This window comes from Streptomyces sp. 3N207, from assembly GCF_052246355.1.
Taxonomy (GTDB): domain Bacteria; phylum Actinomycetota; class Actinomycetes; order Streptomycetales; family Streptomycetaceae; genus Streptomyces.
Genome location: NZ_JBQQBV010000006.1, coordinates 11992 through 28436 on the forward strand (window position 1 = coordinate 11992; position 16445 = coordinate 28436).

Annotated in this window: 11 protein-coding genes; 10 read left to right on the top strand and 1 reads right to left on the bottom strand. The window is 73.7% G+C overall.

What is annotated here, in order from left to right; translation table 11 throughout:
• Window positions 1–100 precede the first annotated feature (100 nt).
• From ACTWP9_RS11485 to ACTWP9_RS11495, 3 genes are all read left to right on the top strand, one after another.
• Window positions 101–1372 carry an acyltransferase family protein gene (locus ACTWP9_RS11485; protein ID WP_443245967.1) on the top strand — a complete coding sequence of 424 codons (1272 nt, stop codon included), beginning with the start codon at window positions 101–103 and terminating at the stop codon, window positions 1370–1372.
• Window positions 1372–2985 carry an acyltransferase family protein gene (locus ACTWP9_RS11490; protein WP_443245968.1) on the top strand — a complete coding sequence of 538 codons (1614 nt, stop codon included), beginning with the start codon at window positions 1372–1374 and terminating at the stop codon, window positions 2983–2985. The genes ACTWP9_RS11485 and ACTWP9_RS11490 overlap by 1 nt, the downstream gene beginning before the upstream one ends.
• Before the next feature lie 141 nt (window positions 2986–3126).
• A complete protein-coding gene (locus tag ACTWP9_RS11495; protein ID WP_443245969.1) occupies window positions 3127–4056 on the top strand; it encodes a class I SAM-dependent methyltransferase in 930 nt (309 codons plus the stop codon).
• 7 nt (window positions 4057–4063) lie between these two features.
• Here ACTWP9_RS11495 and ACTWP9_RS11500 read toward each other — a convergent pair whose 3' ends face one another.
• Window positions 4064–5884 carry a hypothetical protein gene (locus tag ACTWP9_RS11500; RefSeq protein ID WP_443245970.1) on the bottom strand — a complete coding sequence of 607 codons (1821 nt, stop codon included), beginning with the start codon at window positions 5882–5884 and terminating at the stop codon, window positions 4064–4066.
• Between the two features lie 402 nt (window positions 5885–6286).
• On the opposite strand from ACTWP9_RS11500, the gene ACTWP9_RS11505 reads away from it, so the two are divergent.
• From ACTWP9_RS11505 to ACTWP9_RS11535, 7 genes are all read left to right on the top strand, one after another.
• Complete coding sequence (locus ACTWP9_RS11505; protein ID WP_443246228.1) at window positions 6287–6919, top strand: acyltransferase; 633 nt, start codon at window positions 6287–6289, stop codon at window positions 6917–6919.
• A gap of 142 nt (window positions 6920–7061) precedes the next feature.
• Window positions 7062–8180, top strand: coding sequence for a DegT/DnrJ/EryC1/StrS family aminotransferase (locus ACTWP9_RS11510; protein WP_443245971.1), 1119 nt, complete (start codon window positions 7062–7064; stop codon window positions 8178–8180).
• Between the two features lie 224 nt (window positions 8181–8404).
• Window positions 8405–9565, top strand: coding sequence for a Gfo/Idh/MocA family oxidoreductase (locus ACTWP9_RS11515; RefSeq protein WP_443246229.1), 1161 nt, complete (start codon window positions 8405–8407; stop codon window positions 9563–9565).
• Entirely contained in the window at window positions 9562–12363 is a 2802-nt protein-coding gene (locus ACTWP9_RS11520; RefSeq protein WP_443245972.1) for a glycosyltransferase family 4 protein, read from the top strand. Before ACTWP9_RS11515 ends, ACTWP9_RS11520 begins: the two co-directional genes overlap by 4 nt.
• A 41-nt stretch (window positions 12364–12404) precedes the next feature.
• Window positions 12405–14153, top strand: coding sequence for a glycosyltransferase family 4 protein (locus tag ACTWP9_RS11525; protein ID WP_443245973.1), 1749 nt, complete (start codon window positions 12405–12407; stop codon window positions 14151–14153).
• Complete coding sequence (locus ACTWP9_RS11530) at window positions 14050–15318, top strand: nucleotide sugar dehydrogenase (RefSeq protein ID WP_443246230.1); 1269 nt, start codon at window positions 14050–14052, stop codon at window positions 15316–15318. Before ACTWP9_RS11525 ends, ACTWP9_RS11530 begins: the two co-directional genes overlap by 104 nt.
• On the top strand, window positions 15315–16406 hold the full coding sequence (locus ACTWP9_RS11535; RefSeq protein ID WP_443245974.1) for a glycosyltransferase family 2 protein: 1092 nt from the start codon (window positions 15315–15317) through the stop codon (window positions 16404–16406). Before ACTWP9_RS11530 ends, ACTWP9_RS11535 begins: the two co-directional genes overlap by 4 nt.
• Window positions 16407–16445: the final 39 nt, after the last annotated feature.

Here is a 16445-nt window from a genome sequence, read left to right on the forward strand (position 1 = left end):
AGGGAGGGGATGCATTCTTAACACTCGTATGTCCCTCGTTCGGCCCTCGCAGCGGCATGCCGCGACCGAATGGGGACAAGCCGCGCCTACTGTCAGATCAATGGCCTCGAAGATCATCGACCCAGCCGGGCCGGGCGGCAGCGGCACGCCCGCCGAGGACGGAGTGCCCACATCGGCGCCGTCCGGCGAGCCGCGCGCTGCGGGGCCCGACGCCGCGGTGCCCGATGCCGCGGGGCGGGACGCGGACCGTGCCCCAGGCCAGGACACGGGCCGTGCCGTGGTGCGGGAGGCGGACGGTGGCGGGCGCACGGCGCGGGATCCGTTCCTCGACAACGCGAAGTTCCTGCTCATCGTGCTCGTCGTGATCGGCCACACCTGGCCGATGGGGCTCGTGGAGGGCTCCCGCACCGTCAAGGCGGGCTATCTGTGGATCTCCTCCTTCCACATGCCTGCCTTCATCCTGCTGAGCGGCTACTTCTCGCGCGGCTTCGCGGGGCGGCCCGAGCAGTGGGGGTACCTCCCGGACGGAGTCTGGGGGCGCAAGCTGGTGGCCGGGGTGCTGGTGCCCTATCTCGTCTTCGAGGTGCTCTACACCGCGGTCGAAGCCGCCGCCTGGGGGAAGCCGTTCCGGCTCACCCTGACCGAGCCGACGTTCGTGTGCTGGTTCCTGGCCGCGCTCTTCGTCTGGCGGCTGACCGTGCCCCTGTGGCGGGTGATCCCCTGGCCGGTGCCGGTCGCCGCGCTCGTCTCGCTGGCGGCGGGCACCTCCAGCCTGGGGCAGGACCTGGCGCTGCCCCGGGTGCTGATGTTCCTGCCGTGGTTCGTACTCGGACTGGCCCTGCGGCCCGCCCACTTCGCGTGGCTGCGCGAGAGCCGCGTACTTCGCTGGTGTGCCCCGCAGGTGCTGGTGGCGGGCGGTGCGGTGGCATACGCGGTGGCGCCGGGCACCGATGTGCACTGGCTGTGGATGAGCCACGGGCAGGCCGAGCTGGGCGTGGGCACCCTGCCCTATCTGCTGGTACGGCTCGGCCTGTTCGCGGGGACGGCGCTGATGACCGGCGCGTTCCTGGCCCTGGTGCCCCGGCGCACCCGGTGGCTGACCGGGCTCGGGGCCGTGACTCTGTACCCGTATCTGCTGCACGGACTGCTGACCACTGCCGCGCACGCCTACGGCTGGGACGCACCGCTGCGCCCGCTGGGCCCCCTCGGTGCCGCCCTGCTGACGGCCTGCGGAGCCGCCGTCGCCGTACTGCTGTCGACCGCGCCCGTACGGCGGCTCGCGCGGCCCCTCATCGAGCCACCGGTGCCGGGTCTGAACCGGTCGCGGCGCCGGGAGAGCCCGCCCGGAACGAGTGAGCCAAGGACGGCGTGATGGCCTGGGATCCTTTCACCGACACCTTCGCGACGGACAGCTTCGCGACGCCCGGTCGCACGGCGCACGGCGCCGCTGCCCGGCTCTCCTCCCCCGCGGCGGCTCCGCCGCGCGGGGCGCCACCGGACCACTTCGCGTCGGCGCACGCCGCCCCGGCGGCGTCGGCCGTGGGGCCCTTCGCACAGCCCACGTACCCCGCGCACCCCGCGCAGCACTTCCCGGCCCCGGCGGACGGCGGTCCCGACGGTGGGACCCCGGGACCGCACCCGTCCGGCTCCGGGTTCCCCGCGCCCGCCTCGGCGCCGTCGTCCTCGGGCACCCGGCGTCCGCGTGGCGGCCGGGCAACCGGCGGTGGCCGGGCGGGCGGCGGCCGTACGGGAGCCGAGGCGCCGACGGGGGCGCGTACGGCCGGGTGGGCGCGGGTGCGGCGGACCAACGGGGCCTCGGCACCGGGCCGCGCTGGCGGGCGCGACCCGTTCCTCGACAACGCGCGGTTCCTGCTCGTCGTCCTCGTGGTCCTGGGCCACAACTGGGCACCCGTCGCCGACGCGATGCGCGGCGTCAAGGCCGCCTCGCTGCTGGTGTACTCCTTCCACATCCCCGCGCTGGCGCTGCTGTGCGGTCACCTCTCCCGCAGCTTCACCGGGCGGCCGGACCAGATCCGCAGACTGCTGACGCATGTGCTGGTGCCGTATCTCGTCTTCGAGGCGGCCTACGCGGGGATGTTCACCCTCTTCTGGGACCGGCCGTTCGCCGTCACCCCGACCCGGCCGGCCTTTGTGTGCTGGTTCCTGGCGGCGCTGTTCGTCTGGCGGCTGACCGCGCCCCTGTGGCGCGCCGTCCGCTGGCCGGTGGTCTTCGCCGCTGTGCTGTCCGTCGCCGCCGGGTTCACCGACCTGGGGGACGAACTCGCGCTGCCTCAGCTGCTGATGTACTGGCCGTGGTTCGTCCTTGGCCTGCGGCTGCGCGCCGACCGGCTGTGCCCGCTGCGCAACCGTGCGGCACGCAGATGGGCGCTGCCCGTGATGGCCGCCGCCGCGGCCGGGGCCTGGTGGGCGGCGCCCCGGGTGAGCCGTGAGTGGCTGCTGATGGAGTCGGGCGCCCATGAGCTGGGCATCCGACCGCTGCAGTACGTAGGGGTAAGGCTCGCGCTGTTCGCCGTCGGCGCGGTGCTCGTCGCCGCGTTCCTGGCGCTCGTCCCGGCACGCCGCACCGGATACACCGTGCTGGGTGCCTGCGCGCTCTACCCGTTCCTGTTGCACGGCCTCGTCGTCAAGGCGGTCGAGAAAGCCGGCGGGTACCAGGCGGTGTTCACCGGTGGCCTGCTGGCCGTGGTGGGCACCACGGTGCTGGCCTGCGGGCTCGCCGTGCTGCTGGGGCTGCCGCATGTACGGCAGGTGCTGTGGCCGCTGGTGGAACCGCCCTTCCCCGGGTGGCTGCGCGGACGCCCGGTACGGCCCGACGGAACGGCGCCGGATGCGGTGGCGCCGAACGCCATGGCGCCGACGGGCACTGTGCCGGAAGCGGCGGGGGCCGGCGCCGGACCGGGAAGGGGAATCGGAGCAGCAGCGATGGCGCCGGGCACGGCGGGCGGGGCCCCGAACGGCGACTGAACGTCGGATGGCCCGCGGACGGCGGCGTGCCGAAGCTCTGCCGATCGGCGGCACCCGGGCGTGCGCCGGGTCGCCGCGGGCCCCTATACAGGGCCCAGGACCCCCCCACGTACGCACCCGTCCCAAGGAGATTCCCTCCCCATGACGACCACAGCCACGTCCGGCCAGGCTCCCCCCGCCGCGCCCCAGGGTCTGCCGCAGCCCCGCACCTTCGACGAGGTGCCCGGCTGGTTCTACCGCACCGACCTCATCCTCTTCGACTGGTTCCTGAGCCGGCAGCGGGAGCTCGATCACCGCGGCGACCTGCTGGAAATGGGCGCCTACATGGGCAAGAGCGCCGTCCTCATGGGCGCCTACCTGGATGCTGCCGAGGAACGGTTCACCGTCTGTGACCTGTTCGACTCCGACGCCGCGCCCGACGAGGCCAACGGGCGCGAGATGCAGCACTCCTACTCGACGCTCACCCGGCGCGCCTTCGAGGCCAACTATCTGTCCTTCCACGACGAGCTGCCGCGGATCCTGCAGGACCCCACGACAGTGGTGCCCGGCGAGGTCGCGGACGGCAGCTGCCGCTTCGTCCACGTGGACGCCTCGCACCTGTACGAGCACGTGCACGGGGACATCGCCGCAGCGCGGGACGTCCTGGACCCCGAAGGGCTCGTCGTCCTGGACGACTACCGCTCCGACCACACCCCCGGCGTCGCCTGCGCCACCTGGCAGGCCGTGTTGGAGGGCGGACTGCGGCCGGTGTGCGTCTCCAGCAACAAGTTCTACGGCACCTGGGGGGATGCGCGGCCCTGGCAGGACGCGCTCCACGCGGAGCTACGGGCGCGCGGCAAGTGCTGGCTGCAGTGGCAGGAGGTCGCCGGGCAGCGGCTGCTGCTGGTGGGAGCGCGCAAGGCCGACGCGCCACGGCTGCCCGTCTCGCGGCATGCGTCTGTTGCAGGCACTGCGGCCGTCGCGGGTGCCGCCGCCGCGAAACTCGCCCCCCGCGCTGCTGCGGCTCGCCGCCTCGCCGCCGATCTGCTCCCCCCGCTGATGACCCGCGCCTTGCGCCGCGCCCGCCGCTGAGAGGGGTTCAGCACAGCCGGCGTTCGGCCTCGACCGGGTTCGCGGGGATGCGGAGGTGGGTGCGGGCCCAGGCGCCGTGGAGGTTGGTCAGGAAGCGGCTGGGGGTGAGGGGTGCGCGGGTGGAGGCGAGGAGGTCGGGGAGGGGGCCGCAGGTGAGGGCGTGCCGGGCGGCCCGTACATGGCGCGGATTGACACCGTCCGGCACCGGCGTGCCGGGCTCCGTGAGGTCGGCGACGATCCACGCGCGGTCGAGCGGCTTCTCGTGCCCCGCCTTGTTGTGCTCGACCGGTTCGGTGTGGGCTCCCAGCGGGTTGCCCAGGCCGAGGAGGTCGACCGCGAGTCCGTCCAGCGGGAGCACCGCGCCGGCCAGCCCCAGCCGCGCCTCCGCCCCGCCGACCGGCGCCCTCACCTGCGCCGCCAGCGGCACCAGCGGGTAACGGGAGTCGCCGGGCAGCCGCAGCACCAGCATGTGCTTGCCGTCGCGGACGGCGCGCCGGGCCACCTTGGCGAAGTCGCGCGGCGCCGTGGTGTGTGCGCGCTGGTTCACCGGGTGCGTCGCGCCGAGGGCCTCCTGGTAGACGGTGTGCGAGTCGAAGATGATCCGCCCGTCGTCGGGGCTCTCGTACGGCGGGCGGAGCGCGAGAAGGCAGACGAGGCTCCAGACGCCCACTGCTGAGACCACCGCCGCCGCCGCGCGCCCGAACGGCAGCAGGAAGGCCGGCAGCAGCACCAGGAAGAGCGCGGGCAGCACCATCCGGCCGTGCATGAAGTCGCCGCCGATCCTGACGACGAAGAACGCCGACAGTAGCCCGGCCACCATGGGCGCCCCCACCAGCGCGGCGTTTGCCGTACGCACTCGTCCCGACGGACGGCTACGGCCGTACCGTGCCTGTGCCAGCGCAGCGCACCCTCCGAACGCGGCGAGGAGAGCGAGCGGTACCCACAGGACGTACGGGGCGAGGGTGTTGAGCAGGTAGCCCCAGCCGTACTCCCACTGAGGGCGGGAGGCTTCCTTGGCGATGGCGGGGAGCGGGACGAGTAGGCCGTAGTACCCGGCGCGGAAGATCTCGTAGGCGAGGGGCAGCGCCAGCGCCGCGGCAGCGCAGCCGAGGGTGGTACGGAGCGTGGGCCGCACCATCAGCCACAGCGCGGCCAGGAACACCGCGCTGACCAGCGCGAGGTCCGGCCGCACGAGCGGGCCGAGGCCGAGCGCGAACGCGGTGGCCGGCAGCGCCCGTCCGGAGGCGGGGGCCCGTCCCGCGGCCGTTCCCTGTCCGGTTGCCGCCCGGGCCCGGACCAGCAGCCACCAGCAGCCGCCCAGATAGCCGAAGGAGAGTCCGGTCTCCAGCCCGGAGGTCGCGTAGTCCCACGTCGCGGTCAGCGGGAGCAGCACCAGCACTCCCGCGGGCAGCAGGGCGCCCGCGGGGCGGCGGAGGCGGATCATCCGGCGGGTGCCGTCGAGGGCGAGCAGAAAGCCCGCCACGGTCAGCAGCAGTCCGAGGGCCACGGCGAGCCGCAGCGGATCGTCCACTCCGGGCAGGGTGCTGCCGGCCGCGAGCAGCCACTGCCACAGTGTCCCGGTGGAGGTCTCCACGCGCTCGCCGATGTTGTAGACGGGGCCGTTGCCCGCGAGGATCTGGCGGACGGCGCGGGTGTAGATCAGTGCGTCGTCGTTGGTCCAGCGGTGCCGGTACCCCAGGACGAGGACCGTCGCACCGCAGGCGGCGACAGCGAGCGCGTTCCAGCGCTGGGCCAGCGTGCCGGGCAGGGCGAATGCCCGTGGCCCCTCGGCCGGTTGGGGGGCGGGGAGCTCATCGGATCGGGACATACCGTCACCTTCCCTCCGGCCCCGCCGGACCACCACGCGTGCAGCGCGCCTCCCGGTGCCGCTCACCCGGCTGGCGGAGGGGTGACCCGGGGCAGGGGGCGGAGTCCGCGTGCCGTGCGGCGCGCCGGACACCGGACACGCCGGGTGGCGCGGCCATCCTCGGCCACGGACCTGTGTCTCCTGATCGGTAGGAACCGTCTCCCGATCGGTACGAACCGTCTCCGTACGAACCGTCTCCCGGCCCGTGCGGACCGTCCCGGTCCGTACGAATCCGTACGAACCAGAAAGCGAGCCCCCATGACCGCCGCCGACGCCACCCCCACCCCGCCGCCTAGCCCGACCCCCGCTCCCGCCTCCTCCTTCAGTGCCCCGCACCCCTCGCGCCCCGGTGGCTTCCGCGTCATGCCCGGTGCCCAGGTCTCCGAGCGGTCCGTCGTCGGCGACGGCAGCACCGTGTGGGAGCTGGCCCAGGTGCGTGAGGGTGCCGAACTCGGCGCGGAGTGCGTGGTCGGCCGCGGCGCCTACATCGGTGCGGGTGTCCGGATGGGGGCGCGCTGCAAGCTGCAGAACCACGCCCTGGTCTACGAGCCGGCCGTGCTGGGCGAGGGCGTCTTCGTCGGGCCCGCCGTCGTGCTCACCAACGACCGCGCCCCGCGCGCGGTGGACCCGGACGGTGCGCTGAAACGGGCGGGCGACTGGGAGCCGGTGGGGGTCACGGTCGGCGACGGTGCCTCGCTGGGCGCACGGGCGGTGTGTGTGGCGCCGGTACGGATCGGCCGCTGGGCGATGGTGGCGGCGGGCGCCGTGGTGACGGCCGACGTGCCCGACTTCGGCCTTGTCGCGGGGGTGCCGGCACGCCGTATCGGCTGGGTGGGCCGGGCGGGTCTGCGGCTGCGTCCGGTGCCGGAGCGGCCCGGGGAGTGGGAGTGCCCCAGGACGGGTGAGCGGTACGAGGAGCGCGCGGAGTCCGGTGCGCAGAGGGCCGGCGCATCCGAGAGCGCCGTCACGCTCCGCGAGGTGACGCCCATGAGGTGACGCAGCGTAGGAGTCGCAGCCCTCGCCCTGGGCGATCCCGTAGGCAAAACGGGTGATTTGTACGCAAATCATGCAAAGGGGCGGCCGAATCCGGGTCCACATAGGGACGAATCTGCCGGGGGAACCGGAGGGCACATCCGCCATGCAAGGGCTGCGAAAAGACATGATTCCGGCTGCCAAACCCGTGATCGGGAACGACGAGGTCGCCGCCGCCGTGCGGGTGCTGCGCGACGGCCGCGTGGTGCAGGGCCCCGAAGTGGCGGCGTTCGAGGAGGAGTTCGCCGCGCTGGTCGAGGGCCGGCCGTGCGTCGCCGTGAACTCGGGCACCTCCGCGCTGCACCTGGCGCTGCTCGCGCTCGGCATCGGGCCGGGCGACGAGGTGGTCGTCCCCTCGTTCTCGTTCGCCGCGACGGCCAACGCGGTGCGGCTGGCCGGTGCCGAGCCGGTCTTCGCCGAGATCGATCCGGAGACCTTCTGCCTCGACCCGGACGCCGCCGCCGAGGCCGTCGGGCCGCGTACGGCCGCTCTGATGCCGGTGCATCTGTACGGCCATCCGGCGCCGATGGGCCGGCTGACCCAGCTCGCGCAGCGGCACGGGCTGGCCGTCGTCGAGGACGCCTGCCAGGCGCACGCCGCGGCGCTGCACGGCCGCCCGGTCGGGGCCTTCGGGGACGCGGCGTGCTTCAGCTTCTATCCGACCAAGAACATGCACGCCCTGGAGGGCGGCCTCGTCGTCGTGCCCGACGGGGTGCGGGCCCGCACCCTGCGTCTGCTGCGCAACCAGGGCATGGAGCAGCGGTACGAGAACGAGATCGTCGGCGCCAACATGCGGATGACCGACGTGGCAGCCGCCATCGGCCGGGTCCAGCTGGAGCGGCTGCCGGAGTGGACCGAGCAGCGCCGTACCCACGCCAAGGCGCTCGACGCGGGCCTGACCGGCGGGCTGATCACCCCGCGGGTGGCCGACGGCGCCCGGCACGTCTACCACCAGTACACGGTGCGGGTGCCCGGCGGCACTGCCGTACGGGACGCGGTGCAGCGCGAGTTGCAGGCCGCGGGCGTGGGGTGCGCCGTCTACTATCCGACGCCCATCCACCGGCTGAAGCCCTATGCGCAGCTGGGCGCCGACCTGCCGGTCACCGACCAGGCCGCCGCCGAGGTGCTCTCCCTCCCCGTACACCCCTCGCTCACCCCGGGCGACCTGGACCAGATCGTGGCAGCCGCCAACAGGGCGGCGAGCAAGGCGGGAGTGACCCGATGACGGCGAGGCGACCGACGACGGCAGCAGCAACGGCGACGGCGGCAGCGGCGACGACCGCGGCCACCACCCCCGTCGCCCCCACGGCCAATGCCCCCAAGACCGCGGACGCGCCCCGGGCCGCGTACGGTCCCGGGACGGAATTCCCTCCCGTACCGGCCGAGCAGCTGGTCGAGCGCCGCTCCGGTGGGCGGCGGCTGCGGGCCGGGCTGATCGGTCTCGGTGTGATGGGGCGCAACCACGCGCGGGTCCTGTCCTCGCTCGACGGCGTGGAGTTCGTCGCCGCGGTCGATCCGGCGGGCGACCCGCACGGCTGTGTACCCGCCATGCTGGGCGTACCGGTGCTGCGCGAGGTGACGGACCTGCTGGCGCTGGGCGTCGACTACGCGGTGGTGGCCTGTCCGACGGGGCTGCACGAGGAGGTCGGTCTCCAACTGGCCGCGCACGACGTGTGTGCCCTCATCGAGAAGCCGCTGGCGCACACGCCGCAGGCAGCGCGGCGGCTGGTGCACGCCTTCGAGGAGCGTGGGCTGGTGGCGGGGGTCGGCCATGTGGAGCGGTTCAACCCGGCGCTCCAGCAGCTGCGGACGCGGCTGGAGGCGGGGGAGCTGGGGGAGGTCTTCCAGGTCGTCACCCGCCGCCAGGGACCCTTCCCGCACCGCATCGCCGACGTCGGTGTGGTCAAGGACCTGGCCACCCACGACATCGACCTGACGAGCTGGATCACCGGTCGGGCCTACGCCTCGCTGTCGGCACGTACCGTCTCCAAGAGCGGCCGGGAGCACGAGGACATGGTCGCGGTCGTCGGCTCGCTGACCGACGGCACGATGGTCAGCCACCTGGTGAACTGGCTCAGCCCGCTCAAGGAGCGCTTCACCGCCGTCACCGGGGAGCGCGGCTGCTTCGTCGCCGACACCCTCACCGCCGATCTGACCTTCCACGCCAACGGCGCCGTCGCCACCGAGTGGGAGGCCCTGCGCGCCTTCCGCGGCGTGGCCGAGGGCGACACCGTGCGCTACGCCTTCCCCAAGCGCGAACCGCTGGTCGTCGAGCACGAGCGGTTCCGCGACGCCGTACGGGACGGGACGGGCGAGGGCAGCGGCATCGTCACGGCCCGCGAGGGGCTGCGGACGGTCCAGGTGTCGGCCGCGGTGTTGGCCTCGGCACGCGAGGCGGCCCCGGCGGCCCCGGCGGCCCCGGCGGTTCCGGCGGTTCCGGCGGTTCCGGCGGAGCCGGTCGGGCCCGTAGAACCGGTGGGGTCCGTGGAGCCCGTCGGGCCCGTGGAGCCCACCGGAACGCCCTCCGCCGTCCGTACCCCGGCCCCGGTCCCGGCCACAGCGCCCGAACGTGACCCGTCGGCCCCCACCATTGCGGAGCACACGGCATGAAGCAGACGCACCGCATCCTCCGGCGCCGGACGGCGCACGGCAGCAACGCCCCGGAAGCGCCCGACGCGGCCGTGGGACGGATGGGCGAGGGCGTCGCGCGTACGGGCGAGGAGCACCCCCGGGGCCGGCCGCGGCTGGCGGTCGTCGTCGGCAACACCATCACGGGTGACTCGCGGGTGCAGAAGACCGCGATCGCCGCGGCCCGCGCGGGCTGGGACGTGACGCTGGTGGGCCGCAGCCCCTCCAAGCGGCGCGAGGAGTCGGTGCTCGGCCCGGTCCGCGTCATCAGGGTGCCGGTCCCGGCGCATATGCGGGCTGTCGTGGCGGCCCAGCGCCGCCGCCCTCAGCTGCGCAGCCGCCTCACCCAGTTCGGGCTGCCCGACGACTCCGCCTTGGTACGGGCCCGCGCCGCGCACGCCGCGTGGGTGCGCGAGCAGACGGCGCGGGTGGGCTGGCTCAGCCCCCCGGTGGGCGGGAGCCCCGCGCCGGAGGGGCCGCGGACGCCCGGGCCACTGCCCACCGCGCTCTCCCGGCAGCTGGCCCGCGAAGCGCTCCGGGGGTGGGTGCGGGCGCGCCGGTATGCGCACAAGGGCCGGCGGCGCGCCTATCAGTGGGAGCGCCGCCGGGTTGCGGGCGCACCGCAGCCCACCGGCGACTGGCGCACCGATTGGCCCGAACTCCTCGACATCGACCTGGCCTTCGGCCCGGCCATCGAGGAGATCGAGCCGGACGTCATCCACGCCAACGACCATTTGATGATCGCCGTCGGGGCGCGCAGCGCCGCCCGGCTGCGCGCCCGCGGCCTGCCCACCCGCTGGCTGTACGACGCTCACGAGTACGTCCGCGGGGTCGAGTGGCCGGACGCCGTGCGGGCCAGTGCCTTCCCCGGCGTGGAGGCGGAGTTCATCGGCCGGGCTGACGCCGTGGTCACCGTCTCCGAGGAGCTGGCCGGCATCCTGCGCGAGGCGTACGCGCTGGTGGCGCAGCCGCTGGTCGTCGCCAACGCGCCGGTACGCGAGACCGTCAGCGCCTGCTCCGACGCGGGCGTCTCCGTACGGGACGCCTGCGGGCTGAGCCCCGATGTGCCGCTGCTCGTCTACGCCGGGTGGATCGGCCCCGAGCGCGGCCTGGACACCGCCGTCGAGGGGCTGGCCGAACTGCCGCACGCCCACCTCGCGCTGGTCGCCGGCAAGGAGAACGCCACCCTCCAGGGGCTGCTCGCGCGCGCCGAGGAACTGGGCGTACGGCAGCGGGTGCACGTGGTGCCCTATGTGCCGCAGGAGCGGGTGCCCGACTATCTCTCCTCGGCCGACCTCGGGCTGATCTGCTTCCGGCACGTGCCCAACTGCGAGATCTCGCTGCCCACCAAAGCCGCCGAGTATCTGCACGCCGGACTGCCGATGGTCACCAGCGGGGTGCGGACGCTGCGCAACTTCGTCGAGCGCACCGGCGTCGGCGAGGTGTTCGTCACCGAGGACGTCCCCTCCTTCGTCGCCGCCGTACAGCGCGGCCTCGCCGAACGCGGCGCCCTGGCCGCGCGGATCACCGAGCCGCTGCTTCAGGAGCTGTCCTGGGAGCAGCAGTCGGCCGGACTGCTGGACCTCTACGAGCGCCTCGCCGGCCCCGCGGCGGCGGCCCGGCTCGCACCATGCAGCGTGCCCTGGTCGGCCTCCGAACAGCCCGGCCTGGGCGCTCCCGGCCGGGCACGGCCCCACGAGCCGGCCACCCCGCGCGTCATGCCGGCCGGATGGCGGTCGCTGGGCAGCACTCCGGTACGGCTCGGCCTGGGCTGCGCCAACTCGGCGGGGCAGCTGGCCGGATTCGCGCGGGCGCTGTGCGAGCGGCGCCAGGATCTGTCGGCCGAGGTCGTGATGCACACCCACGAGCAGAGCGTCATCTACCCGGCCGACATCTACGCCATCGGCGAGCGCACCGGCGACCTGGGCTTCCAGCTCGACCGCGCCCGCCGCGTCCTGGGCTCCTACACCCACTACCTCGCCGACTCCTTCACCCCGGCACTGGGCAGGCTCAACGGCGGCCACATCCAGGACGACCTGCCCTCCCTGTCCGCTGCCGGGATCAAGGTGGCGCTGCTCGCGCACGGCAGCGACGTACGCGACCCGCACCGGCACATGAGCCGCTACGAGCACTCCCTCTTCCATGCCGCCGACGAGACGATACTCAGGAAGCTGGCCAACAAGAGCGCCCGCAACCGGCGGATGGCGGCGCAGAGCGGGCTGCCCCAGTTCGTGACGACGCCCGATCTGCTGGAGGAGCTGCCCGGGGCGCGGTGGGCGCCGCTGGTGGTCGACGCCGACAGCTGGGCGAGTGAGCGGCCCGCCATGGAGCGGGCCTGCCCGGTGGTGCTGCACGCCCCCTCCAAGCGCTGGACGAAGGGCACCGAGCAGGCGGTGCCGGTGCTGGAGGAACTGGACCGGCGCGGGCTGATCGAGTTCCGCCTGGTGACTGGGGCGCCCTGGGCCGAGGTGCAGGAGATGGTCAAGGAGGCGGACCTCGTCGTCGACCAGTTCGCGGTCGGCACCTACGGCACGTTCGCCTGCGAGGGGATGGCAGCGGGCAGGCCCGTGATCGCCTTCCTGGACGAGCGGCTGCACCGGTCCGTCGGTATCCGCCCGCCCATCGTCAACGCCACCCCCGCCACACTGCGCAGCGCCCTGGAATCCCTGCTGGACGACCGGGACTTCGCGATGCGGACCGCGCAGGAATCCGTGGAGTACGTCCGCACCTACCACGACGGCACCTACACCGCCGACGTACTGGACGGCTTCCTGCGCTGAGCGCCGGGACGGCCGGCAGCCGACAACAGAGAGGGAAGCCTGTGGAGTTGGACAGCGGCCCCGGGACGAACGGCACTCCGGAACCGGAGGCGCCGGCCGGGCGGCGGGGCCGGATCGTGATGTTGGTGTGCAACGGGGTGGTCGGTGACTCCCGGGTACAGAAGACGGCCCGTTCGGCCGCCGAGGCCGGGTGGGAGGTGACCCTGCTGGGCCGCTCCCCGGACGGGCGGTCCGCCTCCTGGCGCGTCGGCCGCGCAGAGGTACGGCTGCTGCCCGTACCCACCCCTCTCGCGCACCCGCCCCGCACGACCCGCCGCCCGCTGCTGACCCGCCCGCTGGCCTACCGGCCCGGCGCGGCGCCCTATCGCGTACAGCGCGTCAAGGCATGGCGGGACGAACTGCGCACCCGTCGCGCCGCGCTCAAGCAGGGTGGACCTGTGCCCCGTACCGCTGCCGCGCGGCTCGCCCTGCCCCGCGCCGCGGCCCGGCTCGCCCAGCGCTGGGTGGGTTTCCGTAAGCGACAGCTCGAGGTGGCCGCCAAGCGGCGCGGCTCCGGTCTGCTGGACCGGGCCGCCGTCGCGTTCTGGCAGCGCGCCTTGAGGGAGCGCTGCTGGCGCATGCTGTGGCCGAGCCTCTACGACTTCGAGCTGGCCTACGGCCGCGTCGTGGACGAGCTGCGGCCCGACATCATCCACGCCAACGACTTCCGGATGGTGGGAGTCGGCGCGCGTGCCAAGATCCGCGCCGCGGCCGAGGGGCGGCCGGTGAAGCTGGTGTGGGACGCGCACGAGTTCCTGCCGGGGGTGCGGCCGTGGACGAACGATGTGCGCTGGCTGCCGGCGCACATCGCACACGAGCGCGAGTACGTGCCGTACGCCGACGCCGCCGTCACCGTCTCCCGGACGGCCGCCGAGCTGCTGCGCCGCGCCCACGGGCTGGCCGAGGACCCGGCCGTCGTCCTCAACGCGCCCGAGGCGCACACCACCCGTCGGAGCGCGCCCGACGAGATCCCCAGCCTGCGCGCCCGGTGCGGCATCGGCACCGAGACCCCGCTGGTCGTCTACAGCGGCGCCGCGGCCCCGCAGCGCGGCCTGGCCACGATGGTGGAGGCACTGCCCGGACTGCCAGGCGTGCACACGGCACTGATCGTGGGCAAGCCCGCCTCCGGCTACGTACGCGAGCTGGTGGCGCGCGCTGCTCGGCTGGGGGTGGCGGAGCGGCTGCATGTGCTGCCGTACGTGCCCTACTGGCAGGTGGTTCCCTTCCTCGCGGAGGCGGACGCGGGCGCGATTCCGCTGCACCACTGGACGAACCACGAGATCGCGCTGATCACCAAGTTCTTCGAGTACGCGCACGCGCGGCTGCCACTGGTGGTCAGTGACGTGGAAACGATGGCCGCCACCACCCTGGAGACCGGCCAGGGCGAGGTCTTCCGGGCCGAGGACACCGCCGACTACGTACGCGCCGTCCGGGCGGTGCTCGAAGCACCGGAGCGCTACCGCGCGGCTTACGAGCGCCCCGGACTGCTGGAGCGGTGGACCTGGGAAACCCAGGCCCGCACGCTCGACGGGATCTACACACAGCTGCTCCAGGCGGCAGCACAGGAGCGACCGGAGCATCACAACCAGCCAGAAGGAGACGGGAATGCGGATCTGTGTGGTGGCGCTCGGGAAGATCGGGCTGCCACTGGCCGTCCAGTTCGCGACCAAGGGACACCGCGTGACGGGCGCGGACACCGACGCGCGCGTGGTCGCCTGCGTCAACGACAAAGTGGTGCCGTTCCCCGGTGAGACAGGGCTGGACGAGCGGCTGGCCGAAGCGGTGGCGGCGGGGCGGCTGTCGGCGACGACGGACACCACTCAGGCCGTCGCCGACGCGGAGGCCGTCGTCGTGGTCGTACCGCTGTTCGTCGACGAGCGGGGCACGCCCGACTTCCGGGCGATGGACGCCGCGACCCGCGCCGTCGCCGCCGGGCTGCGCCCCGGCTCCCTCGTCAGCTACGAGACGACCCTCCCCGTCGGCACCACCCGGGACCGCTTCGCGCCGCTGCTGGCCGAGGGCTCGGGACTGCTGCCCGAACGGGACTTCTCGCTGGTCTTCTCGCCGGAGCGGGTCTTCACCGGACGGGTCTTCGCCGATCTGCGCCGCTATCCCAAGCTGGTCGGCGGCATCGGCCCGCACTCGGCCAAGGACGGGGTGCGCTTCTACGAGTCCGTACTCGACTTCGACGTCCGCGAGGAGCTGCCCCGGCCCAACGGGGTGTGGGACCTCGGCTCGGCGGAGGCCGCCGAGCTGGCGAAGCTGGCCGAGACCACCTACCGGGACGTCAACATCGCGCTGGCCAACCAGTTCGCCCGGTTCGCCGACCGGTCGGGCGTCGATATCGACGCCGTCATCGACGCCTGCAACACCCAGCCCTACAGCCACATCCACCGCCCCGGCATCGCGGTGGGCGGCCACTGCATCCCCGTCTATCCGCGGATGTATCTGTGGAACGACCCGGAAGCAGCCGTCGTACGCGCGGCCCGCGAGACCAACGAGGCCATGCCCGAACACGCCGTCGACCTCCTCGCCGACGCGTACGGCGACCTGACCGGGGCCGAGGTGCTGGTGCTGGGTGCCGCCTACCGGGGCGGGGTGAAGGAGACCGCGTTCTCCGGCGTCTTCGCCACGGTGGCGGCGCTGCGCGAGCGGGGAGCCCGCCCGTACGTCTCCGACCCGCTCTTCGAGCCGCACGAGCTGGCCGACTTGGGGCTGCGTCCGCATACCGGCCGGTCGGTCTCTGCGGCTGTGGTGCAGACCGACCACGCCGCCTACCGCGAGTTGTCCGCCGATCAACTGCCCGGCGTACGAGTGCTGGTCGACGGCCGCCGGATCACCGACCCGGCGCTGTGGGCCGGGGTGCGGCGGGTGGTCATCGGGGACGGCGCCGGGCGGGGGGTGGTGCGCGCATGACCCCCGGTCCTGACCCCGGGACGGGCCCCGACGTCAGCGTCGTCGTCCCCGTCTACAACACGATGCCCTACCTCACCCGCTGCCTCTCCTCCCTCGTCGAGCAGACGATCGGGCAGCGGCGGATGGAGGTGGTCGTCGTCGACGACGGCTCCACCGACGGCAGCACCGAGGAGACCGAACGCTTCGCCGCGCTGCACCCCGGCCTGTTCACCACCCTGCGGCAGCCCAACTCGGGCGGCCCGGCCGCACCGTGCAACCTGGGCCTGGAGCTGGCCGGCGGGCGCTATGTCTTCTTCCTCGGCGCCGACGACCATCTGTCGCCCGAGGCGCTGGAGCGCATGGTGACCATGGCCGACAACTGCCGCTCGGACGTGCTGCTGTGCAAGATGCTCCCGATCGGCGAACGCACGGTCCCCACCGGGGTGTTCAGCCGCTCGGCGTCCGCCATCCGGCTGGTCGGCGACGGGCTGCCGTGGGCGCTGTCCAACACCAAGCTGTTCCGCCGCTCCCTGATCGAGGAGCACGGCATCCGCTACGACGAGACCATGCCCGCCTTCAGCGACCAGCCGTTCGTGCTGGAGGCGTGCGTACGCGCGGCACGGATCTCCGTGCTGGCCGACAAGCCGCACTACTTCGCCGTCCGCCGCGCCGACTCCAGCAACATCACCTACCAGGCCCCACCAATGGTGCGACTCCGCTGCGCGGAGCGCCTGTTCGAGACGACCTGCCGTTTTCTGCCCCCCGGCCCGCTGCGGGACGCCTTCCACAAGCGGCACTTCCACGTCGAGCTGTTCCAGCTCTTCGACACGGACTTCACCGCGCTCCCGGACGACGAGCGGGAAGCCGTCTGCACCGGCGCAGCCCGGCTGATCAGCACCCACGGCGACGGCATCCTGGAACGGCTCGACCCACGCCGCCGCCGCACCCTCGAACTCGCCTGGCGCGGTGACGCGGACGCGCTCTGCGCGGAGATCTCCGCCGACGCCGGGCCCGCTTGGCGAGCGGTGACCGGCTCGGGCGCCTCCGCGCTGGTGCGCTGGCTGAGGGCGCCGGCCCGTCGACTCACCCCCCTCCCTCCGGAAAGCTGAGCTGCGGGAGGGCCGCTTGATGCCCCGCAACCCAGGCGA